24 protein-coding genes are annotated in these 25,714 nt (G+C 63.1%); 8 read left to right on the forward strand and 16 right to left on the reverse strand.

From position 1 onward, the window contains the following. Positions 1–58: 58 nt before the first annotated feature. The 9 genes from L6D80_RS15235 to L6D80_RS15275 all read right to left on the reverse strand — a co-directional run bounded on the left by L6D80_RS15235 (position 59) and on the right by L6D80_RS15275 (position 9,447). Positions 59–1,219 carry a D-alanyl-D-alanine carboxypeptidase family protein gene (locus L6D80_RS15235; RefSeq protein WP_054900858.1) on the reverse strand — a complete coding sequence of 387 codons (1,161 nt, stop codon included), beginning with the start codon at positions 1,217–1,219 and terminating at the stop codon, positions 59–61. 272 nt (positions 1,220–1,491) lie between these two features. Beyond that, on the reverse strand, positions 1,492–2,493 hold the full coding sequence (locus tag L6D80_RS15240) for a septal ring lytic transglycosylase RlpA family protein (RefSeq protein ID WP_054900857.1): 1,002 nt from the start codon (positions 2,491–2,493) through the stop codon (positions 1,492–1,494). Beyond that, positions 2,494–3,504 (reverse strand): lytic murein transglycosylase B, encoded by a 1,011-nt coding sequence (gene mltB / locus L6D80_RS15245; RefSeq protein WP_054900856.1) that lies wholly within the window; start codon positions 3,502–3,504, stop codon positions 2,494–2,496. Between the two features lie 17 nt (positions 3,505–3,521). After that, a complete protein-coding gene (rodA, locus tag L6D80_RS15250) occupies positions 3,522–4,625 on the reverse strand; it encodes a rod shape-determining protein RodA (protein WP_054900963.1) in 1,104 nt (367 codons plus the stop codon). A gap of 38 nt (positions 4,626–4,663) precedes the next feature. Continuing rightward, the gene (gene mrdA, locus L6D80_RS15255) at positions 4,664–6,553 is read right to left on the reverse strand and encodes a penicillin-binding protein 2 (RefSeq protein WP_054900855.1); all 1,890 of its coding nucleotides are present in this window, start codon (positions 6,551–6,553) and stop codon (positions 4,664–4,666) included. A gap of 16 nt (positions 6,554–6,569) precedes the next feature. Next, complete coding sequence (gene rlmH / locus L6D80_RS15260) at positions 6,570–7,037, reverse strand: 23S rRNA (pseudouridine(1915)-N(3))-methyltransferase RlmH (RefSeq protein WP_008090421.1); 468 nt, start codon at positions 7,035–7,037, stop codon at positions 6,570–6,572. 9 nt (positions 7,038–7,046) lie between these two features. Then, positions 7,047–7,469 (reverse strand): ribosome silencing factor, encoded by a 423-nt coding sequence (gene rsfS, locus L6D80_RS15265; protein ID WP_176516129.1) that lies wholly within the window; start codon positions 7,467–7,469, stop codon positions 7,047–7,049. 45 nt (positions 7,470–7,514) lie between these two features. Continuing rightward, entirely contained in the window at positions 7,515–8,174 is a 660-nt protein-coding gene (gene nadD, locus L6D80_RS15270; RefSeq protein ID WP_054900854.1) for a nicotinate-nucleotide adenylyltransferase, read from the reverse strand. Position 8,175: 1 nt separating this feature from the next. Then, positions 8,176–9,447 carry a glutamate-5-semialdehyde dehydrogenase gene (locus tag L6D80_RS15275; RefSeq protein ID WP_176516121.1) on the reverse strand — a complete coding sequence of 424 codons (1,272 nt, stop codon included), beginning with the start codon at positions 9,445–9,447 and terminating at the stop codon, positions 8,176–8,178. A 204-nt stretch (positions 9,448–9,651) separates the two neighbouring features. Between L6D80_RS15275 and L6D80_RS15280 the strand changes: the two genes are divergently transcribed. Both L6D80_RS15280 and L6D80_RS15285 read left to right on the forward strand, forming a co-directional pair. After that, positions 9,652–10,359 carry a DNA-3-methyladenine glycosylase gene (locus L6D80_RS15280; RefSeq protein ID WP_176516118.1) on the forward strand — a complete coding sequence of 236 codons (708 nt, stop codon included), beginning with the start codon at positions 9,652–9,654 and terminating at the stop codon, positions 10,357–10,359. Positions 10,360–10,362: 3 nt separating this feature from the next. After that, positions 10,363–11,679 (forward strand): bifunctional DedA family/phosphatase PAP2 family protein, encoded by a 1,317-nt coding sequence (locus L6D80_RS15285; protein WP_054900851.1) that lies wholly within the window; start codon positions 10,363–10,365, stop codon positions 11,677–11,679. Between the two features lie 64 nt (positions 11,680–11,743). Here the strand turns inward: L6D80_RS15285 and L6D80_RS15290 are convergent, their stop codons facing one another. From L6D80_RS15290 to L6D80_RS15300, 3 genes are read right to left on the reverse strand one after another with little or no spacing between them, the layout of a single operon-like run. After that, the gene (locus L6D80_RS15290) at positions 11,744–12,334 is read right to left on the reverse strand and encodes an LON peptidase substrate-binding domain-containing protein (protein ID WP_054900850.1); all 591 of its coding nucleotides are present in this window, start codon (positions 12,332–12,334) and stop codon (positions 11,744–11,746) included. A 9-nt stretch (positions 12,335–12,343) separates the two neighbouring features. Further along, the gene (locus L6D80_RS15295) at positions 12,344–13,060 is read right to left on the reverse strand and encodes an LrgB family protein (protein ID WP_054900849.1); all 717 of its coding nucleotides are present in this window, start codon (positions 13,058–13,060) and stop codon (positions 12,344–12,346) included. Continuing rightward, the gene (locus L6D80_RS15300; RefSeq protein WP_054900848.1) at positions 13,057–13,419 is read right to left on the reverse strand and encodes a CidA/LrgA family protein; all 363 of its coding nucleotides are present in this window, start codon (positions 13,417–13,419) and stop codon (positions 13,057–13,059) included. Before L6D80_RS15300 ends, L6D80_RS15295 begins: the two co-directional genes overlap by 4 nt. Before the next feature lie 143 nt (positions 13,420–13,562). Here L6D80_RS15300 and L6D80_RS15305 point away from each other — a divergent pair, with 143 nt between their 5' ends. From L6D80_RS15305 to L6D80_RS15315, 3 genes are all read left to right on the forward strand, one after another. Next, positions 13,563–14,018: a MaoC family dehydratase gene (locus tag L6D80_RS15305; protein ID WP_054900847.1), complete on the forward strand. Its 456-nt coding sequence runs from the start codon at positions 13,563–13,565 to the stop codon at positions 14,016–14,018. A 94-nt stretch (positions 14,019–14,112) separates the two neighbouring features. Next, a complete protein-coding gene (locus tag L6D80_RS15310; protein WP_054900846.1) occupies positions 14,113–15,846 on the forward strand; it encodes a C13 family peptidase in 1,734 nt (577 codons plus the stop codon). A gap of 27 nt (positions 15,847–15,873) precedes the next feature. Beyond that, positions 15,874–16,518 (forward strand): oxidoreductase, encoded by a 645-nt coding sequence (locus L6D80_RS15315; protein ID WP_054900845.1) that lies wholly within the window; start codon positions 15,874–15,876, stop codon positions 16,516–16,518. Between the two features lie 41 nt (positions 16,519–16,559). Here the strand turns inward: L6D80_RS15315 and L6D80_RS15320 are convergent, their stop codons facing one another. From L6D80_RS15320 to L6D80_RS15335, 4 genes are all read right to left on the reverse strand, one after another. Next, on the reverse strand, positions 16,560–16,847 hold the full coding sequence (locus L6D80_RS15320; protein WP_176516116.1) for a YceK/YidQ family lipoprotein: 288 nt from the start codon (positions 16,845–16,847) through the stop codon (positions 16,560–16,562). Then, positions 16,844–17,473 carry a flavin prenyltransferase UbiX gene (gene ubiX, locus L6D80_RS15325; RefSeq protein WP_054900843.1) on the reverse strand — a complete coding sequence of 210 codons (630 nt, stop codon included), beginning with the start codon at positions 17,471–17,473 and terminating at the stop codon, positions 16,844–16,846. The genes L6D80_RS15320 and ubiX overlap by 4 nt, the downstream gene beginning before the upstream one ends. After that, positions 17,470–18,819 (reverse strand): UDP-N-acetylmuramate:L-alanyl-gamma-D-glutamyl-meso-diaminopimelate ligase, encoded by a 1,350-nt coding sequence (gene mpl / locus L6D80_RS15330; RefSeq protein WP_054900842.1) that lies wholly within the window; start codon positions 18,817–18,819, stop codon positions 17,470–17,472. Before mpl ends, ubiX begins: the two co-directional genes overlap by 4 nt. Positions 18,820–18,885: 66 nt before the next feature. After that, complete coding sequence (locus tag L6D80_RS15335) at positions 18,886–20,871, reverse strand: sigma-54-dependent Fis family transcriptional regulator (protein WP_176516114.1); 1,986 nt, start codon at positions 20,869–20,871, stop codon at positions 18,886–18,888. A 256-nt stretch (positions 20,872–21,127) separates the two neighbouring features. Between L6D80_RS15335 and exaC the strand changes: the two genes are divergently transcribed. From exaC to L6D80_RS15350, 3 genes are all read left to right on the forward strand, one after another. Continuing rightward, positions 21,128–22,648, forward strand: coding sequence for an acetaldehyde dehydrogenase ExaC (exaC, locus tag L6D80_RS15340; protein ID WP_012312535.1), 1,521 nt, complete (start codon positions 21,128–21,130; stop codon positions 22,646–22,648). A gap of 166 nt (positions 22,649–22,814) precedes the next feature. Next, complete coding sequence (gene eat / locus L6D80_RS15345; protein ID WP_054900840.1) at positions 22,815–24,263, forward strand: ethanolamine permease; 1,449 nt, start codon at positions 22,815–22,817, stop codon at positions 24,261–24,263. Positions 24,264–24,312: 49 nt separating this feature from the next. Continuing rightward, on the forward strand, positions 24,313–25,707 hold the full coding sequence (locus L6D80_RS15350) for an ethanolamine ammonia-lyase subunit EutB (protein WP_176516112.1): 1,395 nt from the start codon (positions 24,313–24,315) through the stop codon (positions 25,705–25,707). Positions 25,708–25,714 lie beyond the last annotated feature (7 nt).

Genomic DNA, 25,714 nt, shown 5'->3' on the forward strand with positions numbered 1-25,714 from the left:
GTAAGCCGTGGCAACAACAACGCCCCCGCAAGATGAGCGGGGGCATGCAGGTCACGTATCAGTTGAACAACCCGTAGAAGAATAGACGGATGCTATCCCACATACGACGGAAGAAACCACCTTCCTCGACGCCATCGAGGGCGATCAGGTCGGCGCTGTGAACCACGTTCTCGTCCAGTTTGACTTCCACTTTGCCGATCACGTCACCTTTGGCGATCGGCGCGGTGAGCTGCGGGTTCATGGTCATCGAAGCCTGCAGGCGCTTCAATTGGCCTTTAGGCATAGTCATGGTCAGGTCGTTGGCCAGACCAGCCTTCACCTGGCTGGTGGCGCCCTTCCAGACTGGCGCCTGAGTCAGCTCGGTGCCCTTCTGGTAGAAGGTCTGGGTTTCGAAGAAGCGGAAACCGTAAGTCAGCAGCTTCTGGGTCTCGGCGGCACGCGCCTGCTCGCTGTTGGTACCGAACACCACGGCGATCAGGCGCTGGCCGTCACGTACGGCGGAGGCGACCATGCAGTAGCCCGCTTCGTCGGTGTGGCCGGTCTTCAGGCCGTCGACGGTCTTGTCACGCCACAGCAGCAGGTTGCGGTTCGGCTGCTTGATGTTGTTCCAGAAGAACTCTTTCTGCGAGTAGATCGCGTAGTGCGCCGGGTCTTCGTCGATGATCGCACGGGCCAGCAGGGCCATGTCGTGGGCCGAGGAGTAGTGCTCCGGGTTCGGCAGGCCAGTCGGGTTCATGAAGTGGCTGTTGGACATGCCCAGGTCGGCGGCAGTCTTGTTCATCATGTCGGCGAAAGCGTCTTCGCTGCCGGCGATGTGCTCGGACAGGGCGACCGAAGCGTCGTTACCCGACTGGATGATGATGCCGTGCAGCAGGTCGCTGACGGTGACCTGGCTGCCCACCTTGATGAACATGCGCGAACCACCGGTGCGCCAGGCATTTTCGCTGACGGTGACCGGGTCGTTCTCACCGATCTGGCCGCGGCGGATGTCCAGGGTGGCGATGTAGGCAGTCATCAGCTTGGTCAGGCTGGCTGGCGGCAGGCGCTCGTCACCGTTGTTCTCGACCAGCACGTTGCCGCTGGACGCGTCCATGAGTACGTAGGACTTGGCGGCCAGCTGCGGTGGCGATGGCATCATCTGCTCGGCTGCGAAGGCAACCGGCGTGATCATCAGCAGTACGGGCAGGCAAAGTCGTTTGGCAAGGTTGGTGATGTTCATCCGTCTCTCGAAAATCGCTAATGGTCTGAGATGTTCCCTGGGCCACATCGTGTGCCCAGCGCCAGTCAGTCTAGTTTTTGTGGCCTTCGGCCAGGCCCGCAAAATGCGGCTGCGTGTCGCCGCGGGCAAAAGCGGACATTGTACATATCCGCGCCCCGCAATTCATGACAAAACCGACAGTTTGACGTTGCCTTCTTCGCCGGTAAAGCCGCGCCCGCAAGGCAGTGCAACACCCTGCGGGAGCGGCTTTACCGGCGAAGAAAGCAACACGGTCAGTCAGCTGTGACCAGCTTGGCTTGCCCAAGGTTCGCCAGGCGGATGCTGTCCTGTGCCTGCTGGATCTCGCCCTGGCTGCCGATCGGCCCCAGGCGCACGCGGTGCAGGGTCTGCTGGTTACGCACGATGGAGCTGATGAACACTGGCGCGCTGACCATGGTGCTGAGCTTCGAGCGCAGCAGCTCGGCGGCGTCCGGGTTGGCGAAGGCGCCAACCTGCAGGAAGCTGCCGCCGTTGTTGCCCGGCACATTGTTGCCACCCACTTGCACCGGCACCACCGGCGCCGCATGTTGCTGCGGTGGCGGCGTCCATTGTTCGACACGCCCGGTGCTGGCCGGGATCGCCTGGGTCTGGGCCACCTGGGGTTCCTTGAGCACCAGTGGCGGTTGCTGGCCACGCTGGGCCCACCATTGCTGCGGGTCAATGCCTTCTACGCGCACATGCGCAGTGCCGATTTCGGCATAGCCAAGCTTCTTCGCCGCCGCGTACGACAAGTCGATGATGCGGTCGGAATAGAACGGGCCACGGTCATTGACCCGCAGGATCACGCTGCGCCCGTTGGCCAGGTTGGTCACCCGTACGTAGGCCGGCAGCGGCAGTGTCTTGTGCGCCGCGCTCATGCCATAGAGGTCGTACAGCTCGCCGTTGGCGGTGTTCTGCCCGTGGAACTTGGTGCCATACCACGACGCGGTCCCTTCAGCGCGGTAGTTGCGCGCGTCCTGCATCGGGTAATAGGTCTTGCCCAGTACAGTGTAAGGGTTGGCCTTGTAGGCACCGGTGTGCACGGTCGGCGTCGCGTCGGGGATCTTGTTCACATCCACGTCCCACCACGGCGCACCGTCCTTGTGGGCCCGATTGATGTCCAGGCCGGGCTGCGAGCGCACGGTGTTACCGCTTTGCTGCGTGGTCGGGCGGCTGGAGGAACAGCTGACCAGCAGCATGCCGACGGTCATGCAGGTCAGCAGCTTGAAGGTGTTGGCAGAGAATATTGCGCGCATTTACTTGACGCCCCGTGCTAGGACCAGCTGTTCCGAAAGCTGATGCACGGCCATGGCATACATCACGCTGCGGTTGTAGCGAGTGATCGCGTAGAAGTTCTTCAGGCCCATCCAGTACTCGGGACCGTTTTCACCTTCCAGGCGGAAGGCGGTAACTGGCAGATCATCGCGCAGCGCATCATGACTCGACCAGCCCAGCGCCCGCAACTGTGCAACCGTTTTCACCGGCTCAATGCCGGTGGTCAGGCCCTCGTCGGCCCGCTCGCCACTGACCTGGGCGCGGCTGACCACACCCTGGCCGGCGACCCAGCCATGGCGCTTGAAGTAGCTGGCGACGCTGCCGATGGCGTCGTCCGGGTTGTTCCAGATATTGATGTGGCCGTCGCCATCGAAGTCCACGGCGTAATTGCGGAAACTGCTCGGCATGAACTGCGGCAGGCCCATGGCGCCGGCATAGGAGCCCTTGAGCGTCAGCGGGTCGAGCTGTTCTTCACGGGCCAGCAGCAGGTATTCACGCAGCTCCTTGCGGAAGAATTCGGCACGCGGCGGGTAGTCGAAACCCAAGGTGGACAGCGCATCGATCACCCGGTAGTTGCCGGTGTTGCGACCAAAGAAGGTTTCCACACCGATGATCGCCACGATGTATTGCGCCGGCACGCCATATTCCTGCTCGGCGCGGGCCAGCACGGCTTCGTGCTGGCGCCAGAAGTCCACCCCTCGCGCGATGCGCGCGTCGGTGATGAACATCGGGCGATACTCCTTCCACGGCTTGACCCGTTCGGCCGGACGCGAAATGGCGTCGAGGATCGATTGCTTGCGCTGCACCTCACGGAACACGCCCATCAGTTGCTCGCTGGCAAAGCCGTAGTCGCGGGCCATCTCGCCGACGAACTCGGCCACCTGCGGCGAACCGTCGTAATCGCCGGCGTGAGCCTGCTGGACAGCGCCGAACAGGCCCACCGCGCCAATCCACGGCGCACAACGGGCAGCCCAGTTACGCACTGCTTGCATTAAATTCTTCACCTTATTCAAACCTGTGCGATCCATTTGCGGTGCGTATGGATCGACATCAGAACGCCAAACGCTGACAGCAGCGTCACCAACGAAGTTCCGCCATAGCTAATGAAGGGCAGCGGCACGCCCACCACGGGCAGAAGGCCGCTGACCATACCGATATTGACGAACACATACACAAAGAAAGTCATGGTCAGGCTGCCCGCCAGCAGCTTGCCGAACAAGGTCTGCGCCTGCGCAGTGATCATCAGCCCGCGGCCGATCAGCAACAGGTAGACAATCAGCAGCAGGCAAATGCCGACCAGGCCGAACTCCTCACCCAGCACCGCAATGATGAAGTCGGTGTGGCTCTCCGGCAGGAAGTCCAGGTGCGACTGGGTGCCTAACAGCCAACCCTTGCCAAACACCCCGCCAGAGCCGATCGCCGCCTTGGACTGGATGATGTTCCAGCCAGTGCCCAGCGGGTCGCTTTCCGGGTCGAGGAAGGTCAGTACCCGCTGCTTCTGGTAGTCGTGCATGACAAAGAACCACATCGCCACGGCCACCGGCACCGCTGCTGTGACCACACTTAGGATCCAGCGCCAGCGCAGGCCCCCCATGAACAGCACGAATGCACCAGAGGCCAGAATCAGCAGCGCAGTCCCCAGGTCAGGCTGGCGCACGATGAGGATGAACGGCATGCCGATCAGCACCAGGCTGATGGCCACATGCTTGAGGTGCGGCGGCAAGGTGCGCTTGGACAGGTACCAGGCGATGGTCGCCGGCATGATGATCTTCATGAATTCCGAGGGCTGGAAGCGGATCACCCCGGGGATGTTGATCCAGCGCGTGGCACCCATGGCGTTGTGCCCCATCACATCCACCACGATCAGCAGGAACACCCCGGCCAGGTAGGCCAGCGGCACCCAGCGGGCCATGAAACGGGGCTCGAGCTGGGCGATGACGAACATCGACACCAGGCCGATGCCGAACGAGGTAGCCTGCTTGAGCAGCAGGTCCCAGTTCTTGCCACTGGCCGAATACAGCACGAACAGGCTGCCAGCCGCGAGGGTCAGCAGAATGACCAGCAGGGGGCCGTCGATGTGGATGCGCTGCAGGAAGCTGGCGCGTCGACGCATCACGTCCTCGCTGGAGAGCATGCGATCGAAATTGTTCTTCACAGGGCCTTTTCCTGGGCGACGGTGGCAGGAGCGTACTCAGGCTTGAGCCGGCCGCTTTCATCGAGCAACCAGGCATCCATGATCTGCCGCACCACGGGCGCGGCGACACCGGAGCCGGACTCGCCGTTCTCGACCATCACCGACACCACGATCTTCGGCGCATCGGCCGGGGCGAAGGCGACGAACAACGCGTGGTCACGGTGACGCTCCTGAAGTTTGTTGCGGTCGTATTTTTCGCCTTGCTTGATGGCCACCACCTGGGCGGTACCGCTCTTGCCGGCAATGCGGTATTGCGCACCGGCCGCTGCCTTGCGTGCCGTGCCACGGGCGTTGTGCATCACCTGCTCCATGCCGTGGGTGACCTTGGCCCAATCGGATTTGTCACGCAGGACGATGTCATCCATGGGGTTAGGGTCCACCGGCTGCTGGCCTTCGATGGTCTTGGCCAGGTGCGGGCGATTCCACACACCCTTGTTGGCGATCAGCGCAGTGGCTTGCGCCAGTTGCAGCGGCGTGGCCTGCATGTAGCCCTGGCCGATCCCCAGGATCAGGGTTTCCCCCGGGAACCAGGCTTGCCGGCGGGTGGCGCGCTTCCACTCACGCGATGGCATCAGGCCGGACGACTCCTCGAACATGTCGAGGGCGACCCTCTGGCCGATGCCGAACTTGTTCATATAAGTGGATAGCCGATCAATGCCCATTTTGTGGGCAAGATCGTAGAAGTAGGTGTCATTGGATCGCATGATGGCGGTATCCAGGTCGACCCAACCGTCGCCGGTGCGGTTCCAGTTACGGTATTTGTGATCGTAGTTGGGCAACTGGTAGTAACCGGGGTCGAACACCCGGCTGCTGGCGTTGACCACACCACTGTCCAGGCCAGCGATGGCCACCGCCGGCTTGATGGTCGAGCCCGGCGGATACAGGCCACGCAACACACGGTTGAACAACGGGCGATCGATCGAATCGCGCAATTCGGCGTAGGCTTTGAAACTGATGCCGGTGACGAACAGGTTGGGGTCGAAGCTCGGTTGACTGACCATCGCCAGCACTTCGCCAGTGCGTGGGTCGAGCGCCACCACGGCCCCCCGGCGGCCGCCCAGGGCTGCTTCGGCGGCTTCCTGCAACTTGATGTCCAGGCTCAGCACAATGTCTTTGCCCGGCTTAGGGTCGGTGCGCTTGAGCACCCGCAGCACCCGGCCACGGGCGTTGGTCTCGACTTCTTCGTAGCCGACCTGGCCGTGCAGGTCGTCTTCGTAGAACCGTTCGATGCCGGTCTTGCCGATGTGGTGGGTGCCACTGTAGTTGACCGGATCAAGGGTCTTGAGCTCTTTCTCGTTGATCCGCCCCACGTAGCCGACCGAGTGCGCAAAATGCGCCCCCTGCGGGTAATGCCGCACCAACTGGGCGACCACTTCCACACCCGGCAGACGGAACTGGTTGACCGCCACACGGGCGATCTGCTCTTCGTTCAACTCGAACAGAATGGGCACCGGCTCGAAGGGCCGTCGCCCCTGCTTCATGCGTTTTTCGAACAGCGCACGGTCATCGGGCGTCAGCTCCAGCACTTCAACAATGCTGTCCAGTACTGCCTGCCAATCACCGGCACGCTCGCGAGTCATCGACAAGCTGAAACTAGGCCGGTTGTCGGCAACGACCACGCCGTTGCGGTCGAAGATCAGCCCGCGGGTCGGCGGGATCGGCTGCACATGCACCCGGTTGTTCTCCGACAGCGTCGAGTGATAGTCGTACTGGATGATCTGCAGGTAGTAAAGCCGCGCAATCAGCACGCAAATGAGCAGGATGATCGCCACCGCGCCGACCACGACGCGGTTACGCACCAGGCGGGCGTCTTTCTCGTGGTCCTTGAGACGGATCGGCTGCGACATCTGACTGCTTACAGGCTCATTTGTGGTAAGGGTGCCCGGACAACACTGTCCAGGCGCGATAGATCTGCTCGCCGATGAGTATCCTTACCAACGGGTGCGGCAACGTCAGCGGCGACAACGACCAGCGTTGCTCGGCCCGCGCACAGACCTCCGGTGCCAGCCCTTCCGGGCCGCCCACCATCAGGTTCACCGTACGCGAGTCCAGGCGCCAGCGGTCCAGCTCGGTCGCCAGCTGCTCGGTACTCCAGGGCTTGCCATGGACCTCGAGGGTGACAATGCGTTCCCCGGGTTGAACCTTGCTCAGCATGGCCTCGCCCTCCTGTCGGATCAGGCGGGCGACGTCGGCATTCTTGCCACGGGTGTTCAGCGGGATTTCCACCAGCTCTAGCGACAGCTCTTGGGGCAGGCGCTTGGCATATTCATGCCAGCCTTCCTCGACCCACTTGGGCATGCGCGAGCCGACCGCGATCAGGCGCAGACGCACGACGCTTCCTTATTCCCGGTCTTTGAGCTTGTCGGTGAAGTAGTCGCTGGCGTTTTCCGGGCTGTGGTGCTTGGCATCGGCCGCACGGCTTTGCTCGGCACCCAGCCACAGGCGCTCCAGGTCGTAGAACTGGCGGGCAGCGGCGGTCATCATGTGCACGATGACGTCGTTGAGGTCCAGCAACACCCAGTCGCTGTCGCCCTTGCCTTCTTCGCCCAGCGGCTGCGCGCCTTCTTTCTTGACCGTTTCACGGACCTTTTCCAGCATTGCGTTGATCTGGCGGTTGGAGGTACCGGTGGCAATGATCATGTAGTCGGTCAGGCTGTGCTTCTCGCGCACGTCGATGACCTGGATATCCTGGGCCTTGACGTCTTCCAGAGCGCTAATGGTCAGTTTGACCAGTTCTTCGCCATTGATTTTTTGCTTGCTCATATAAAACTCGTTCAACTCGTAGGATGAGGCGCCCGCAGGGCACCGTCAGTTAGGCACACGATACAGTTCGTGCGCCTCGATGTAGGCCAGTACGGCGTCCGGCACCAGGAACCTCACCGATTTGCCGCTGGCCAGCAGCTGTCGGATCTGTGTAGCCGACACCGCGAGCGGCGTCTGCCAGACGAACGAAATATTCCCCGCCGGGCCGGACATGGCGGTGGGATCGCTCTCGGAGCGCGCAGCCAGCAGGTTGCGCAGCTCGTCAGGGGGTTCAACGTCGGCATCCGGGCGTTGCAGCACCAGGATGTGACAGTGTTGCAGTAGTTCTTCCCAGCGGTGCCAGCCCGGCAAGCCGCAGAAGGCGTCCCAACCGAGCACCAGGAACAGCTGGTCGTCGGCGCCCAGTTCAGCACGGATCGATTCCAGCGTATCGATGGTGTACGACGGCTTGTCACGCTCAAGCTCACGGGCATCCACGCTCAGGCACTCGACGCCCTGCACGGCGCTGCGCACCATGGCCAGGCGATCTTCGGCTGCCACTTGCGGGGTGTCGCGGTGCGGCGGACGGGCGTTGGGCAGCAGGCGCAGTTCATCCAGCGCCATGAACTCGGCCACCTCCAGCGCGCTGCGCAGGTGGCCGATGTGCACGGGGTCGAAAGTACCACCGAGAATGCCGATACGCCGGACTGCCTGGGCCTTGCTCAACTCAGCAGGACTCCTGGCCGCGTAGCTGGCCGTCGCCGATCACGACATACTTCTCGCAGGTCAGCCCTTCCAGGCCGACCGGGCCACGGGCGTGCAGCTTGTCGGTGGAGATGCCGATTTCTGCACCCAGGCCGTATTCGAAACCATCGGCGAAGCACGTCGGGGTATTGAGCATCACCGACGCCGAGTCGACCTCAGCCAGGAACTGGCGAGCCTGGCCCTGGTGTTCGGTGATGATCGAGTCGGTGTGGTGCGAGCCATAGTGGTTGATGTGCTCGATGGCCTGGTCCAGGCCGTCGACCACACGGACCGACAGAATGGCGTCGAGGTACTCGGTGTGCCAATCGTCTTCTGTGGCCGGCTTGGCCTCGATCAGTGCACGGGTACGTTCGCAGCCACGCAGCTCGACGCCTTTTTCCTGGAAGCGACGGGCCATTTCTGGCAGGAAGCCTTGCGCCACGCGCTGATCGACCAACAGGGTTTCCATCGCACCGCAAATGCCATAACGGTAGGTCTTGGCATTGAAGGCAACGCGCCAGGCCTTGTCCAGATCGGCATGCTCAGCCACATAGACATGGCAGATACCGTCCAGGTGCTTGATCACCGGCACCCGGGCATCACGGCTGATGCGCTCGATCAGGCCACGGCCACCGCGGGGGACGATGACATCGACGAACTCCGGCATGCTGATCAGCGCGCCGACGGCTTCCCGGTCGGTGGTCTCGACCACTTGCACCACGGCCGCCGGCAGGTCGGCTTCGGCCAGGCCGCGCTGGATGCAGGTGGCGATCGCGCGGTTGGAGTGGATGGCCTCGGAGCCCCCACGCAGGATGGTGGCGTTGCCCGACTTCAGGCACAGGCTGGCGGCATCGATAGTCACATTGGGACGCGACTCGTAGATGATCCCGATCACCCCCAGCGGTACACGCATCTTGCCGACCTGAATGCCCGACGGGCGATAGCTCATGTCACGGATGGCGCCGACCGGGTCCGGCAGGCTGGCCACCTGACGCAGGCCGGTGATCATGCCGTCGATGCGCGCCGGAGTCAGTGCCAGGCGGTCCAGCAGCGCCGGCTCCAGGCCATTGGCACGGCCGGCGGCCAGGTCCAGTTCGTTGGCTGCGGCGAGCTCGGCACGGGCGGCGTCCAGCGCATCGGCGGCGGCCTGCAGGGCGCGGTTCTTCTGCGCGGTGCTGGCACGCGCGATCACCCGGGACGCCTGGCGAGCGGAGCGACCCAAACGGGTCATATAGTCAAGAACGGACTCAGTCATGGGTTCGGTGTCTTGGCGAAGGGGAAATCGGCTGATTATAACTGTCGTACAGGTATACGCCCAGCGGCGGGTGGCGGATGGTAGAAAATGGCTGATCGAAAGAGGTAGGAAAGATGTAACCGGTCTTAACGAGTTGTCCTGATTCAGCCTCGATTAAGCCATTCATTGCTATCATCCGCGCCTTCACCACGACGAACCGCCAGCATGCCAGACACCACCCCCTGCCCTGCCCGCGCCCTGCCCGACAGCTTCTTCGATCGCGACGCCCAAACCTTGGCCAAGGCCCTGCTGGGCAAGGTCATCCGCCATCGCCATGGCGACCTGTGGCTGGCAGCGCGAATCATCGAGACCGAGGCCTACTACCTCACCGACAAGGGTAGCCACGCCTCGCTTGGCTATACCGAGAAACGCAAGGCGCTGTTCCTCGACGGTGGGCACATCTATATGTATTACGCCCGCGGCGGCGACTCGCTGAACTTCAGCGCCCACGGCCCTGGCAACGCGGTATTGATAAAGTCCGCCTACCCCTGGGTGGACGCCATTTCCGATGCCAACAGCCTGGCCCAGATGCAGTTGAACAACCCCGATGCCAGTGGCAACCTGCGGCCCGCCGAGCGCCTGTGTGCCGGCCAGACCCTGCTGTGTCGCGCCCTGGGCCTGAAAGTGCCGGATTGGGACGCCCAGCGTTTCGACGCCGAGCGCCTGTACGTCGAAGATTGCGGCATCACCGTACCGAAGGTTATCCAGGCAGCACGCCTGGGCATCCCCCATGGCCGCGACGAGCATTTGCCCTACCGCTTCGTCGACGCCGAATTTGCCCGTTTCTGCACCCGGAACCCGCTGCGCCGTGGCCAGGTCGAAGGGCGGGACTTCTCCATAATCGAACGCCCCCTCACTCAAGAAGGAAGCTGAAACATGGGCCAATGGCTCGACAGCTTGACTGGCTGGCTCAGTGCAAACCCACAGTGGCTTGGCCTGGCCATCTTCCTGGTGGCTTGCATCGAGTGCCTGGCCATCGCCGGCATCATCGTGCCAGGCACGGTATTACTGTTCGCGGTGGCGGTGCTGGCCGGCAGCGGCACCTTCAGCCTGGGTGAAACATTGCTGCTGGGGTTTCTCGGTGGCGTGCTCGGTGACGCCTTGTCCTACGCGATAGGTAAATACTTCCACCAGAACATCCGCCGCCTGCCGCTGCTGCGTCACCACCCGGAATGGATCGGCAGTGCCGAGGCCTATTTCCAACGGTACGGCATCGCCAGCCTGCTGGTAGGCCGGTTCATCGGCCCGTTGCGACCGATGCTGCCGATGGTCGCCGGCATGTTCGACATGCCATTACCGCGGTTCATCGCGGTCAGCCTGGTGGCGGGCGCCGGCTGGTCGGTGGCCTACCTGTTGCCGGGCTGGGCCACTGGGGCGGCCATGCGCCTGCCGCTGCCGGAAGGTTTCTGGCTGGACGCCGGCATTGTCGCAGGCACTTTGGCAGTGTTGATCGGCCTGAGCCTGAACAGCAGCATTCGCGACCAGCGCCACGGCACCCGGCTGATCGCTGGCTTGAGCTTCCTGGCGTTGGCCGGGGTGTTTCTGGGCTGGCCATACCTTCAGGCGTTCGACCAAGGGGTGATGACCCTGGTCCAGGAACACCGCAGCCGCGCCATCGACGGTACCGTGGTGCTGGTGACCCGCCTGGGTGATTTCCGCACCCAGCTGTTCCTCGGCGGGCTGCTCACCGCCTTGCTGCTGCTCGCCCGCCAATGGCGCCATGCCGTGTTCGCCGGCGCCACACTGCTGGGCACGGCCATCGCCAATGGCTCGTTGAAATGGCTGTTCGCCCGGGCGCGCCCGGAAGTGCTGACCGACCCGCTGACCAGCTACAGCATGCCCAGCGGGCACAGTTCGGCATCGTTTGCGTTCTTTCTGGTGCTGGCGGTGCTGGCCGGGCGCGCGCAACCGCCGCGCATGCGCCTGACCTGGGTAATGCTGGGCTGTATTCCGGCACTGGCAATCGCCCTGTCGCGGGTATACCTGGGGGCGCACTGGCCGACCGACGTGCTGGCCGGGGCCCTGCTGGCATGCTGCGTATGTGCAGCGAGCCTGACGCTGGTGCAGTACCGTCAACCGCTCAATGCACTACCACAGCGGGTGTGGTGGCTGGTGTTGCCGGCCTGTATCGCGCTGCTGGCGTTTTTTGCCATGCATGCATTGCCGCATGCGCTGGCGCGTTACCAGTACTGAGGGTGCCTGTGGTGGCCTCTTCGCAGCTAAAACACAAAGAGGCCATGCAGACAGCCCTGATCAATCAGGCAAACAATTCACCTTGAATCCGCTCCAGCAGCCTCTGAATCTCTGCCAGCCGCTCTGATGGGGAGTCGATCACCAGCAGGTCCAGCTTGTCTTCCTCCATGAACGGCAGCAGATAGGCCAGCTGATTGGCCAGCGCCTGGCGCCCATCGATCGCTCGGGGCATGTCCAGGGCCTCGACCATCGGATGCTCGCCCAGCGCCACCAGCAGGGCGAGCAAGTCATCATCCTGCTCGGTCAAGGGGCTGTCCGCCTGCTCGGGCAACCAGTGCACGTCACCCACCAGCAACTGGTCCTTCTGCACCTCGCTTTGGTTCAGTTCGAAGCGCCGCACCCCCTCCACGCGGATGCCCAACAAGCCGTTTTCCTGCTGGACGAAATCCCGGACCATCGCTTCGCAGCCGATCGACGCGACCACAGGTGGCGCCTTGCCGACCTGCTCACCTTCGAGGATGCACACCACGCCAAAGCCCGTGCCCTGTTTCATGCAGCGGCCGATCATGTCCAGGTAGCGCGCCTCGAAGATCTGCAGGTCGAGCAGGCAACCGGGAAACAGCACGGTATTGAGGGGAAACAGCGGTAGCGTCATCACAACTCCTCAAGCCACCAGGCTGACCGCCAGCGGCAGGAAAACCGCCGTGGCCACCCCCATCAGGCTCATCGCCAGCGCGGCAAACGCGCCGCACTCGTCACTTTCCTGCAGGGCCACCGAAGTGCCTACGGCATGCGCCGTCACACCCAGCGACATACCACGGGCCTCGGGGCTGTTCACACCAAAACGGCTCAACAGCGCCGGGCCGAAAATGGCCCCGATCACGCCAGTGATCAGCACGAACACCGCTGCCAGCGCCGCGACGCCGCCAATCTGTTCGGCCACCAGCATGGCAATCGGCGAAGTAACCGACTTGGGCGCCATGGTCATCAGGATCATGTGCTCGGCACCGAACCACCAGCCCAGCAGCAGGCAGCACACCGTGGCGAACAGGCCCCCGAGTACCAGCGTAGTAAATGTCGGCCAGAACAGCTGACGGATACGCCGCAGGTTGAGGTACAGCGGCACGGCCAAGGCCACCGTAGCAGGCCCCAGAAGAATGTTCATGATTTCGGTGCTTTTGCGGTATTCACGGTAGTCGATGCCACAGGCCAGCAATACGCCAATGACCAGCAGCATCGACACCAGCACCGGCTGCAGGAAGATCCAGCGGGTTTTTTCGTAAGCCGCCAGCACGATCTGGTAAGCCCCCAATGTAACGCCGATACCAAACAGCGGGTGGTGGACGACAGCATCGAGCGCCCCTTGCCAGTCGAGGTTCATGGCAACTCCTCGCGCTTGCGTTGGCGATGCATCAGCGTTTGCATCAGCACACCGACGAAGACCAGGGTGACCAGGCAAGAGATCAGCAAGGCCCCAGCGATGGCCCAGAAGTCAGCCGCGATGTCCTTGGCGTAAACCATCACCCCGACCGCTGGCGGTACCAACAGCAACGGCAGATAGCGCAACAGGCTGCTGGCCGCTTCGTTCAGCGGCTTGCCGACTTCGCCACGGGCCATCAGGAAGAACAACAATAGCAACAGGCCGATGATCGGCCCCGGCAGAATCGGCACGAGCAGATGATTGATCGCCGTACCCAGCAGTTGAAAAAACACCAGCCAGGTCAAACCACGCAACAGCATAAGGATCTCCTTCGAGCATGCCGGCCATTATAAGCATGCCCTGCCTATATGCCGATATTCGCCGAAAAGCAGGCAACTTGACTGAAACGGTTCGCCGTGCTGATCTTGCACTTTCGTACCAAATGACAACCTGGAGAGTCGCGATGCCCCATGTACCGGTTAACGAACTTTCGCAGTACGTTGGAAAGGAGCTGGGACGCTCCGACTGGCTGAAGATCGATCAGCAGCGCATCAACCTGTTCGCCGAGGCCACCGGCGATTTTCAATTCATCCATGTCGACCCGGAAAAGGCGGCTAAAACCCCGTTCGGCGGCACCATTGCGCACGGCTTTCTGACGCTGTCGTTGATCCCCACGCTGATGGAAGACATTCTCGTGCTGCCTGAAGGGTTGAAGATGGTGGTCAACTACGGCCTGGATAGCGTGCGCTTCATTCAGCCGGTGAAAGTCGACAGCAAGGTGCGGCTGAAGGTGGAGCTGGGCGAGGTGACGGAGAAAAAGCCTGGGCAGTGGCTGCTCAAAGCGACCGCGACCCTTGAAATCGAGGGGGAAGAGAAGCCCGCCTATATTGCCCAACCGCTTTCGCTCTGCTTCGTCTGACGGCCTTCGGGGCCGCCGCGCGGCCCCGTGCCATGGCTGTCTCATTGCCCCCATTGTGCGGCATACTCGGCAGATCTTTTGCCTGGATTCCGCCATGCGTCCTCTGCTCCCCCTTGCCCTGACACTGATGCTCGCTGCCTGCGGCGATGGCGAAGCGCTGTCGCCACCGGACGCCCGACTGCCCGACGGCGGCCGCTATCGGGGCCAGGTGGTGGACGGCCTGCTGCAGGGCGAAGGGCGCATCGATTACCCCAATGGCAGCTGGTACGCCGGGGGCTTCAAGGATGGTCAGTGGCATGGCCAGGGCCAATGGCACGGCAGCAATGGCGAGGTCTATCGCGGGCAGTTCGCTGCTGGCCTGTTCGATGGCCTGGGCGACCTGACCACGCCGGGCAGCCACTACGCTGGCACCTTCAGTCATGGCCGGCGCGATGGCGAGGGCACGCTCAAGCAGGCCGACCAGACCTACCGTGGCCAGTTCAAGGACGACCAGTACGAAGGCGCGGGGCAGCTCGAACTGGCCGACGGCAGCCGTTACCAGGGGCTGTTCGCCAAGGGCAAACCCAACGGGGCCGGCGTGCGCAGCGATGCCAGCGGCAACCAGTTCAGTGGCCGCTTCGTCGATGGCCAGTTGCAAGGCAGCGGCACCTACGACAGCGTCGATGGCGAGCAATACATCGGCGAATTCAAGGACAACCGCCTGGAAGGTCGCGGCCGCTACGAAAATGCCGACGGCGATGTGTGGATCGGCGAATTCAAGGATGGCTCGCTCACTGGCCAAGGCGAACTGTTGGGCAGTGACGGCAGCCACTACAAGGGCAGCTTCATCGATTGGCGGCTGTCCGGCCAGGGCAATCTGCGATTGCCCGACGGCAGCACCTACATAGGCGGTTTCGAAAACGATGCTTATCACGGCCAAGGCAAACTGACCCTGGCCAATGGCAAGGTTGAAAGCGGCACCTGGGTCAATGGGGTACGCGTGCGCGACCAAACAGGCAAGTTACTGCCCGACCCGCTCGACCTGGGCCTGCTCAATCAGGGCCGGCTGCTGGATGAAGCCCTGGCCCGAGTGCCACGCTCCGTTGCGCCGATCCAACTCTACAGCCTGGTACTGGCAGGCGACGGCCAGCAGAGCGTGTTCATGCGCGAGGCCGATTACGTGAGCAACATGCTCAAGGTGCGCTTCGGCGCCCGCGGCCAGATCACCCTGGTCAACCACCGCGACCAGTTGGCGACGCGGCCCATGGCCACCCGCGAGAACCTGACCCGGGCCGCCCGCACCCTGGCCGAGCGCACTGGCCCGCAAGACCTGGTGTTCATTTACCTCACCAGCCACGGTAGCCAGGACCACCAGCTGGTGCTGGACCAACCGCGCCTGCAACTGGCCGACCTGTCCGCCGACCAGCTGGCCAGCGCCCTGGCGCCGCTCAAGGAGCGCGACAAGGTGATTGTCATCTCCGCCTGCTATTCCGGGGGGTATATTGCACCCCTAAAAGACGAGCGCACGGTGATCATGACCGCCGCACGTGCGGACCGGGTGTCCTTCGGCTGCTCGGAAGAAGCGGATTTCACCTATTTCGGTGACGCCCTGTTCGCCCAGGCGCTGAACCAGACCGACGACCTGAAACAGGCGTTTGAACTGGCGCGTACCAGTGTTGCCGAAAGGGAACGAAGGGACGGGTTCGAAGCCTCCGAGCCACAACTCTGGGCACCGCCCGCAGTACTGGACCATTGGCATCGACTGCGCCAGCAACAGGCCGAGGAGGCCTTGCGTAATGCCGCACAAGCGCACACGCAGCGACAGGCAAAAAAGCCCGGCAACCACTAAGCTTGTGTGTAACAAGGGAGAGACATCATGTACTTGACGCCTCAGCATGTCCTGCTTGCCGGAGCCACTGGGCTGACCGGTGAACACCTGCTTGACCGCCTGCTCAACGAGCCGACCATCAGCCGTGTCCTGGCACCGACCCGGCGGCCGCTGGCCAAGCACCCGCACCTGGAAAACCCGGTAGGCGATCCGGCGGTATTTCTCCCGCAACTGGCTGGCCGTGTCGATATTGCCTATTGCTGCCTGGGCACCACGCTCAAGCAAGCGGGCTCCGAACAGGCATTTCGCGCCGTGGACCTGGACATGGTCGTGGCTTTCAGCAAGCGCGCCCGGGAAATGGGGGCACGCCACCTGTTGGTGGTCAGCGCCATCGGTGCCGATCCCAACTCGTCGATTTTCTACAATCGGGTCAAGGGCGAAATGGAAGAGGCACTCAAGGCTCAGGACTGGCCGCAGCTGACGATCGTCAGGCCGTCGCTGCTGCTGGGGGACCGCATCGAGCCACGGCTTGGCGAACGTCTGGCCTCACCTTTTGCACGGCTGATCCCTGGCAAGTACCGCGGCATCGAAGCCTGCACCTTGGCACGCGCGCTGTGGCGGCTGGCTCTGGAAGAAGAAGACGGGCTTCGCATTGTCGAGTCCGATGAGCTGCGCCGCCTCGGGAAAATCTAGCGCTTGGCTGCAAACCACTCCCAGCCCCCGGCGGGCGGCCTTTACAGGCCCCCGCTGGCCTGAAACGTGATACCGGCTGCGGTCAGCAAAGACAGTGGCAACATCAGGGTATCGAGCAGCATGCTCCCCGGCAGGTCCAGCCGCGGGAAGGCCGGGGCCTCGGCCCCGAAACGATATTTTGGGCAACATCCGCCATTGATCACATACAGATCCAGCCTGGTCCCGGCATACACCACCGGCGCACCCGGGCTGTTGGCATCCAGCGTGCGCACAGTGGCGCAGCCACTGAACAATGTCATCGCCAGCACCCCACCCAACACGCGCTTCAATCATCGACCCCAAAGTGATGCTCACCCCAGCGCGGCAACATGTCCTGCGGGATATCCAACAGATTGAGGATGCGCGCCACCACGAAATCGACCAGATCATCGATTGTCTGCGGCTGATGGTAAAAACCGGGTGCCGCAGGAAGAATGACCGCCCCCATCTGCGACAGCTTGAGCATGTTTTCCAGGTGGATGGTGGACAGGGGTGCCTCGCGCGGCACCAGGATCAACTGGCGACGCTCCTTGAGTGTCACGTCGGCGGCGCGCTCAATCAGGTTGTTGCACGCACCGGTGGCGATGGCCGACAGCGTCCCGGTGGAACAGGGCACCACCACCATCGCCGCCGGCGCACCGGAGCCCGAGGCCACCGGCGACATCCAGTCTTCCTTGCCATACACGCGGACCTGCCCGTCGGCAGCGCCCGTGTATTCGGTCAGAAACGCCTGCATGGCCTGGGGCTTGGCCGGTAGCACCACGTCCGTCTCGGTGGCCATTACCAGTTGCGCAGCCTTGGAGATGAGGAAATGCACCTCACGGTCCTCACGCACCAGGCAATCGAGCAGGCGCAGGCCATACTGCGCCCCGGAGGCACCGGTCATGGCCAGGGTGATGCGTTCCGGCCCGTTCACTTCAATGCCTCGGCCAACTTGCTGTGCAGGCCACCAAAGCCGCCGTTGCTCATGATCACCACGTGCGTCCCCGGCCGCGCCTGGCCCTTGACCCGCTCGATGATCGCTTCGAGGCTGTCGGCGACGACGCTCGGCACGGTGCACTGCGCGGCCGTGGCAGCCAAGTCCCAGCCCAGGTTGGCCGGCGCATACCAGATGACCTGGTCGGCATCATTGACGCTTTCCGGCAGGCCATCACGGTGCGCCCCCAGCTTCATCGAGTTGGAGCGCGGCTCGATGATGGCGATTACTGGCGCCTCGCCTACCCGCTTGCGCAGGCCGTCGAGGGTGGTGGCGATCGCCGTCGGGTGGTGGGCGAAGTCGTCATAGAGGGTCACGCCCTGCACTTCAGCGACCTTCTCCATGCGCCGTTTGACGCTTTTGAACGCGCTCAAACCCTCGATCGCCATGGCAGGCACTACCCCTACATGGCGTGCCGCCGCCAACGTGGCCAGGGCATTGGCCACGTTGTGCTGGCCGGTCAGAGGCCAGTCCACCACACCCTGGGCTTCACCCTCGAACAGCACTTCGAAGCGCGAGCCGTCGGCGCTCAGCAAGCGTGCCTGCCATTGGCCACCTTCACCGGTGGTCTGCACCGGGGTCCAGCAGCCCATGCCGATCACCCGGTCAAGCGCCTGCTCGGTGGTTGGGTGGATCACCAGGCCTTCGCTCGGAATGGTACGCACCAGGTGGTGGAACTGCCGCTCGATGGCAGCCAGATCAGGGAAGATGTCCGCATGATCGAACTCGAGATTGTTCAGGATCGCAGTACGCGGGTGGTAGTGAACGAACTTGGATCGTTTGTCGAAGAAGGCACTGTCGTATTCATCCGCCTCCACCACGAAGAACGGGGTACCACCCAAGCGGGCCGACACCGAGAAATTCTGCGGTACACCACCGATCAGGAAACCAGGGCTCATGCCCGCGTGCTCCAATACCCAGGCCAGCATGCTGCTGGTCGTGGTCTTGCCGTGGGTGCCGGCCACGGCCAGCACCCAGCGGCCCTGCAACACATGGTCTGCCAACCACTGCGGGCCGGACACGTAGGGCAAGCCCTTGTTGAGCACATACTCGACCGCCGGGTTGCCCCGCGACATGGCATTGCCAATGACCACAAGGTCTGGCGCCGGGTCCAGCTGGGCCGGGTCGTAGCCTTGGGTCAGCTCGATGCCCTGGGCTTCGAGCTGGGTACTCATAGGGGGGTAGACATTGGCGTCCGACCCTGTGACATGGTGGCCCAGCTCTTTGGCCAGCACCGCCAGCGAACCCATGAAAGTGCCGCAAATACCGAGAATATGAATATGCATGGTCGACCTCGCAAAACGTCGAGGCAGGGTAGCCCAGGGCGCGTAAAATCGCACCCGCTGTTTCGCTCAGGCGCCTCTGGCAATGCCGTGTTTGCGCAGTTTTCGATACAAGGTGTTGCGGCTGATGCCCAACTGCTCGGCGACCCGGGTCAGGTGCCAGCGATTTGCCTCCAGTACTGACAACAGCGCCTGGCATTCAGCATCCGCCAGCAGTGCTGGCCCTGTTACCGGCAAGGCTGCTTGCACAGGTGCCGCGACACCTTCACCTAGTGCACCATTGCCGTTGGCGCTGGCTTGTCGCCGGTCAAGGGCAACACCCTGGCCAGCAGTGTTGGAGATGATTGCCGGAAGATCGGCAAGCGCTATGTGGTCATGCTCACAAAGCGCCACCAACGTGCGCAGCACGTTGCGCATCTGCCGCACGTTGCCCGGCCAGGCAAAATCCAGCAGCGCCTGCCGCGCGCGTGGCTCGATGTCCATCCCCTGCCCTTGCGCCTCCTGCTGCAGCAGGAAATCCAGCAGCTGAGCCTTGTCTCTGCGCTCGCGCACCGCTGGCAGCGCCACCTCCAGGCCGTTCAGGCGGTAATACAAATCTTCGCGGAAGGTGCCCTGCGCCACTCGCTCCAGCAAGTCGCGGTGGGTGGCGCTGACGATGCGCACATCCACCGCCTGCGCATCGCCGCCAATCGGCACCACCTGGCGGTCTTCCAGTACCCGCAGCAGGCGGGTCTGCAGGGCCAGCGGCATGTCACCGATCTCGTCCAGCAGCAGTGTGCCGCCATCGGCCTGCAGCAGCTTGCCGCGCATGCCCTCCTTGCGCGCGCCCGTAAAACTGCCGCCGCGATAACCAAACAACTCGCTCTCGATCAGGCTTTCCGGGATCGAGGCACAGTTGACCGCCACGAAAGGCTTGCCCCGGCGCTGGCTGGCCTGGTGCACGGCCTGGGCAAAAGCCTCCTTGCCACAGCCCGTCTCGCCCCGCAGCAGCAGCGGCACATCCCGTTCGAACACCCGCACGGCGCGATGGAAGTCGTGCTGCAGCGCAGGGTCGAGCAGGCAAATACCGGGAGCAGCCGGGGGCTGGGCCTCGGGAGGGCTGGCGGGCATTGCCCACACGGGTTTGCGCGTCTGCCCTCGCAGGCTGGCATAGACCTGGCGGCCATCGCGGGTATGCAGCGGCCAGGCCGTGCTGCCGTTGGGCATGGCCCGGCTGAACAGCTCGTCATGGCTGCAGTTGAAGAACCGGTCCAATGGCTTGCCCAGCACACCGCCACGAACGGTCCCCAGCAGGTTGAGAGCGCTCTGGTTGGCCGCGCAAATGCGGCCGTCGCCGTCAAAGGCCAGCAAGCCTTCGCTGAACAGGCCCACCGACTCGGCCTGCAGATGAAAGCGCAGCAGCCAGTGTTGTTCAAAATGCCGCAGGAAATAGCAACTCTCGATCATCTTCGCCGAGAGGTTGACCAGCGCCATGGTGTGGAACTGGCTCTGGCGCGAGACATCCGGGCGTGCAGATGACACATCGAGCACAGCCAGCAGTTCGCCATGCGGGTCGAACACCGGGCTGGCGGAGCATGTCAGGCCGGTGTGGCGGCCACGAAAATGCTCGTTCTGATGGATCGTCAGCGCCTGGCGCTCGACCAGGCAGGTCCCGATGCCATTGGTGCCCTCACGGGCCTCGCTCCAGTCCGCCCCCAGCCACAGCCCAGCACGCTCGAAGATGCGCCGCTCACTGGGCGCGGTCACGCAGTTGAGGATCACCCCACGGGCATCGGTCAGCAGGACCGCATGCCCGGCACCGGACAGCTGCTGGTGCAGGCTGTTCATTTCGCTATCGGCGATTTGCAGCACCTGATGCAAGCGCTCGCGGCTTTCCAGCAGACGGCCATGTTCAAGCACAACCGGCGCCTGGATAACTGACGGATCGAGGTGGTAGTCCTCCAGGCAGCGCAACCAGGAGCGGGCGATGGAGGGGTCACTGCCCGCTCCGCCAGCCCCGCCGCGGGCAACGGTAAGGACCTGCTGGGCATGACGACTGAAGTGATTGTTCTGCATTAGTTGTTGTTCTCCGCAGATAGAGATTCACCTCAGCATCCTCTTCCACGTCAGGCTTTGCAATGCACCGTCACCCAACGTGTCGCAAACGGTACAAAGTGTCACTTCAGCCGTGCCAGGCCCGACACAGTGCGGCGCCGGACGCGCCAGGTCGGTGCTGCAAGCCATTGATTCGCCTGAGCCTCCCCACGCTGGCCCAACCTTTGCTCTACGCTTTTCAACTCCTCAACAAACACAATTAACCAGGAGACACACCATGCGTTATGCACATCCCGGTACCGAGGGCGCGAAGGTTTCCTTCAAGAGCCGCTACGGCAACTACATCGGTGGTGAGTTCGTAGCTCCGGTCAAGGGGCAGTACTTCGACAATACCTCCCCGGTGAATGGCAAACTGATCGCCGAATTCCCCCGTTCCACTGCCGAAGACATCGACAAGGCGCTCGACGCCGCCCACGCTGCCGCTGACGCCTGGGGCCGCACCTCGGTGCAGGACCGCTCCAACGTGTTGCTCAAGATCGCCGACCGTATCGAGCAGAACCTCGAGGTCCTGGCTATTACCGAAACCTGGGACAACGGCAAGCCAGTACGCGAAACCCTCAACGCCGATATCCCGCTGGCGGTCGATCACTTCCGCTACTTCGCCGGCTGCATCCGCGCCCAGGAAGGCGGCGCCGCTGAAATCAATGAAAACACCGTGGCCTACCACATCCACGAGCCACTGGGCGTGGTCGGGCAAATCATTCCGTGGAACTTCCCAATCCTGATGGCCGCCTGGAAGCTCGCCCCGGCCCTGGCCGCCGGCAACTGCGTGGTGCTCAAGCCGGCCGAGCAGACTCCGCTGGGCATCACCGTGCTGGTCGAGCTGATCGGCGACCTCCTGCCGCCTGGCGTGCTCAATGTGGTCCAGGGTTATGGCCGCGAGGCAGGTGAAGCGCTGGCCACCAGCAAGCGCATCGCCAAGATCGCGTTCACCGGCTCCACGCCGGTTGGCTCGCACATCATGAAATGCGCTGCCGAGAACATCATCCCGTCTACCGTCGAACTGGGCGGCAAGTCGCCGAACGTGTATTTCGAAGACATCATGCAGGCCGAGCCGAGCTTCATCGACAAGGCCGCCGAAGGCATGGTGCTGGCCTTCTTCAACCAGGGCGAAGTGTGCACCTGCCCATCACGGGCGCTGGTGCAGGAGTCGATCTACCCGCAGTTCATGGAAGTGGTGATGAAGAAGGTGCTGCAGATCAAGCGCGGCGACCCGCTCGACACCGACACCATGGTCGGCGCCCAGGCCTCGCAGCAGCAGTTCGAGAAGATCCTCTCGTACCTGCAGATTGCCCAGGATGAAGGTGCCGAGCTGCTGACCGGCGGCAAGGTTGAGAAGCTGGAGGGCGCACTGGCCACCGGTTACTACATTCAGCCGACCCTGCTCAAGGGCAACAACAAGATGCGCGTGTTCCAGGAAGAAATCTTTGGCCCGGTGGTCAGCGTCACCACTTTCAAGGACGAAGCCGAAGCCCTGGCCATCGCCAACGACACCGAGTTCGGCCTCGGCGCCGGCGTGTGGACCCGCGACATCAACCGCGCCTACCGCATGGGCCGCGGCATCAAGGCGGGCCGCGTGTGGACCAACTGCTACCACCTGTACCCGGCGCATGCCGCTTTCGGTGGCTACAAGAAGTCCGGTGTTGGCCGTGAAACCCACAAGATGATGCTCGACCACTACCAGCAGACCAAGAACCTGCTGGTGAGCTACGACATCAACCCGCTGGGCTTCTTCTAAGCCAATCGCTTCAAGTTGCCAGCTTCAAGCTGCGAGAAACAACGCCGACGCGCTTTTTCTTGAAGCTTGGAGCTTGCGGCTTGAAGCGCCCTGGCTCGCTTCCTGCAGTACCCATCACCATTGGCCGGAACCCTTCCGGCCACCAAGAAAAAGAACAGGTGAAACTATGCCAAGCGATCAATCCGCCGGCGCGCCGGCAGGTTCTTCCGTCGATTTCGAAAAGGTCGGCTCGGACTACTTCCAGCAACGTGAATTGAAAAAAGGCGCCGCAGGCTGGGTGCTGCTGGTGGGTCTGGGCGTGGCCTACGTGATTTCCGGCGACTACGCCGGCTGGAACTTCGGCCTGGCCCAGGGCGGTTGGGGCGGCATGTTCCTCGCCACGCTACTGATGGCCACCATGTACCTGTGCATGTGCTTCTCGCTGGCCGAACTGTCGTCGATGATCCCGACCGCCGGCGGCGGCTATGGCTTTGCCCGCAGCGCTTTCGGCCCCTGGGGCGGCTTTCTCACCGGCACGGCGATCCTCATTGAATACGCCATCGCACCCGCGGCCATCGCGGTGTTCATCGGTGCCTACTGCCAGTCATTGTTCGGCATCGGCGGCTGGATGATCTACCTGGCGTTCTACATCGTGTTCATCGGTATCCACATCTTCGGGGTCGGTGAGGCGTTGAAACTGATGTTCATCATCACCGCCATCGCTGCCATTGCCCTGGCTGTGTTCCTGGTGAGCATGGTGCCCCATTTTGATGCAGCCAACCTGTTCGACATTGCCAAGACCGACGCGGTCGGCGCCAGCAGTTTCCTGCCATTCGGCTACGTCGGCGTGTGGGCGGCAATCCCCTATGCGATCTGGTTCTTCCTGGCGGTCGAAGGCGTGCCCCTGGCGGCCGAGGAAACCAAGAACCCCAAGCGCGACCTGCCGCGCGGCCTGATCGGCGCAATGCTGGTGCTGCTCGCCTTCGCCTTGCTGATTCTGGTGGTCGGCCCCGGCGGCGCAGGCTCTGAAGCACTCAAGGCCTCGGGCAACCCGCTGGTCGAAGCGCTGGCCAAGGCCTACGGCGGCTCCACCTGGATGGGCAGCTTCGTCAACCTGGTGGGCCTGGCCGGGCTTATCGCCAGCTTTTTCTCGATCATCTATGCCTACTCGCGGCAAATCTTCGCCCTTTCGCGTGCCGGCTACCTGCCGCGCAAGTTGTCCGAAACCAACAAGAGCAAAGCCCCCGTGCTGGCGCTGGTCATCCCCGGCATCATCGGCTTTGCGCTGTCGTTGACCGGCCAAGGTGACCTGCTGATCCTAGTAGCCGTGTTCGGCGCCACCCTGTCCTACGTGCTGATGATGGCTGCTCACATCACCCTGCGCATCCGTCGGCCTAAAATGGAACGCCCATACCGCACGCCAGGCGGTATCTTCACCTCGGGCGTTGCTCTGGTGCTCGCCTGCATCGCCGTGGTCGCAGGCTTCCTGGTCGACCCACGGGTGGTCATTGGCGCCGCCGTGATCTATGCCGTATTGATTGCCTACTTTGCGTTCTACAGCCGCCACCATCTGGTGGCAGGCACACCGGAAGAGGAATTCGCTGCGATCCAGCAGGCCGAAGAGGCCTTGCACTGATTGCCGACACCCGCCGCGGGCCAGGCCTGCGGCGCTCTGGAGATTCTGTATGGCAAGTTTCGTACACACGGTTGGCCACCTGGTCTACCGCTTCGACAGCCTCAAGGACGTGCTGGCCAAGGCCAGCCCCGCGCGTTCAGGGGATTACCTGGCAGGGGTTGCTGCCGCCAACGACGGGGAACGGGTCGCCGCGCAAATGGCCCTGGCCAACATTCCGCTCAGCCATTTTCTCAGTGAAGCGCTGATCCCTTACGAGCAGGACGAGGTCACCCGCCTGATCATCGACACCCACGACGCCCAGGCCTTTGCCCCGGTCAGCCACCTCACCGTCGGCGGCCTGCGCGACTGGCTGCTCAGCGATGAAGCCACCGAGGCCAGCCTGCGCGCCCTGGCGCCGGGGCTCACCCCGGAAATGGCCGCCGCCGTGTCGAAGATCATGCGCGTGCAGGACCTGGTGCTGGTCGCGCAGAAAATCCGTGTAGTGACCCGTTTTCGCGGCACCATGGGGCTGCGTGGGCGCCTGTCGACACGCCTGCAGCCCAACCACCCCACGGATGAACCGGCCGGGATTGCCGCCAGCATCCTCGACGGCCTGCTGTACGGTAACGGCGATGCCATGATCGGCATCAACCCGGCCACCGACAGCATCGCCTCGATCTGCGCCCTGCTGGAGATGCTCGACGCCATTATCCAACGCTATGACATCCCTACCCAGGCCTGCGTGCTGACCCACGTCACCACGTCGATCGAGGCCATCAACCGTGGCGTGCCGCTGGACCTGGTGTTCCAGTCGATCGCCGGAACCGAGGCCGCCAACGCCGGCTTCGGTATCAACCTGAACGTGCTGCAGGAAGGCTATGAGGCGGGCTTGTCGCTCAAGCGCGGCACCCTGGGGCAGAACCTCATGTACTTCGAGACCGGCCAGGGCAGCGCCCTGTCGGCCAATGCCCACCACGGCGTCGACCAGCAGACCTGCGAAACCCGCGCCTATGCCATGGCACGCCATTTCAAGCCGTTCTTGGTCAACACGGTGGTCGGGTTCATCGGCCCCGAGTACCTGTACAACGGCAAGCAGATCATCCGCGCAGGCCTGGAAGACCACTTCTGCGGCAAGCTGCTGGGCGTGCCGATGGGTTGCGATATCTGCTACACCAACCACGCCGAGGCTGACCAGGATGACATGGACACCCTGCTGACCCTGCTGGGTGTGGCCGGGATCAACTTCATCATGGGCATCCCCGGCTCCGACGACATCATGCTCAACTACCAGACCACCTCGTTCCATGATGCGCTGTACGCGCGCCAGACCCTGGGCCTCAAGCCCGGGCCGGAGTTCGAGGCATGGCTGGAGCGCACAGGCATCTTCACCCAGGCCGATGGCCGAGTGCGCTTCGGCGACAACCTGCCGCACGCGTTCCGCCAAGCCTTGGCGCAACTGGCTTAGAGGTGAC

The sequence above is a fragment of the Pseudomonas ceruminis genome (assembly GCF_021602025.1).
Classification (GTDB): domain Bacteria; phylum Pseudomonadota; class Gammaproteobacteria; order Pseudomonadales; family Pseudomonadaceae; genus Aquipseudomonas; species Aquipseudomonas ceruminis.

Coding starts and splice junctions, on each gene's coding strand:
- L6D80_RS15305 (WP_054900847.1), top strand. CDS start 13,563: ATGCCCCATGTACCGGTTAACGAACTTTCGCAGTACGTTGGAAAGGAG.
- L6D80_RS15315 (WP_054900845.1), top strand. CDS start 15,874: ATGTACTTGACGCCTCAGCATGTCCTGCTTGCCGGAGCCACTGGGCTG.
- exaC (WP_012312535.1), top strand. CDS start 21,128: ATGCGTTATGCACATCCCGGTACCGAGGGCGCGAAGGTTTCCTTCAAG.
- mltB (WP_054900856.1), bottom strand. CDS start 3,504: ATGCAAGCAGTGCGTAACTGGGCTGCCCGTTGTGCGCCGTGGATTGGC.
- L6D80_RS15300 (WP_054900848.1), bottom strand. CDS start 13,419: ATGCTGTTGCGTGGTTTGACCTGGCTGGTGTTTTTTCAACTGCTGGGT.
- L6D80_RS15290 (WP_054900850.1), bottom strand. CDS start 12,334: ATGACGCTACCGCTGTTTCCCCTCAATACCGTGCTGTTTCCCGGTTGC.
- rsfS (WP_176516129.1), bottom strand. CDS start 7,469: ATGAGCAAGCAAAAAATCAATGGCGAAGAACTGGTCAAACTGACCATT.
- L6D80_RS15235 (WP_054900858.1), bottom strand. CDS start 1,219: ATGAACATCACCAACCTTGCCAAACGACTTTGCCTGCCCGTACTGCTG.
- L6D80_RS15240 (WP_054900857.1), bottom strand. CDS start 2,493: ATGCGCGCAATATTCTCTGCCAACACCTTCAAGCTGCTGACCTGCATG.
- L6D80_RS15285 (WP_054900851.1), top strand. CDS start 10,363: ATGGGCCAATGGCTCGACAGCTTGACTGGCTGGCTCAGTGCAAACCCA.
- L6D80_RS15335 (WP_176516114.1), bottom strand. CDS start 20,871: ATGCAGAACAATCACTTCAGTCGTCATGCCCAGCAGGTCCTTACCGTT.
- L6D80_RS15295 (WP_054900849.1), bottom strand. CDS start 13,060: ATGAACCTCGACTGGCAAGGGGCGCTCGATGCTGTCGTCCACCACCCG.
- L6D80_RS15350 (WP_176516112.1), top strand. CDS start 24,313: ATGGCAAGTTTCGTACACACGGTTGGCCACCTGGTCTACCGCTTCGAC.
- rodA (WP_054900963.1), bottom strand. CDS start 4,625: ATGCGTCGACGCGCCAGCTTCCTGCAGCGCATCCACATCGACGGCCCC.
- mpl (WP_054900842.1), bottom strand. CDS start 18,819: ATGCATATTCATATTCTCGGTATTTGCGGCACTTTCATGGGTTCGCTG.
- L6D80_RS15280 (WP_176516118.1), top strand. CDS start 9,652: ATGCCAGACACCACCCCCTGCCCTGCCCGCGCCCTGCCCGACAGCTTC.
- L6D80_RS15275 (WP_176516121.1), bottom strand. CDS start 9,447: ATGACTGAGTCCGTTCTTGACTATATGACCCGTTTGGGTCGCTCCGCT.
- mrdA (WP_054900855.1), bottom strand. CDS start 6,553: ATGTCGCAGCCGATCCGTCTCAAGGACCACGAGAAAGACGCCCGCCTG.
- L6D80_RS15310 (WP_054900846.1), top strand. CDS start 14,113: ATGCGTCCTCTGCTCCCCCTTGCCCTGACACTGATGCTCGCTGCCTGC.
- eat (WP_054900840.1), top strand. CDS start 22,815: ATGCCAAGCGATCAATCCGCCGGCGCGCCGGCAGGTTCTTCCGTCGAT.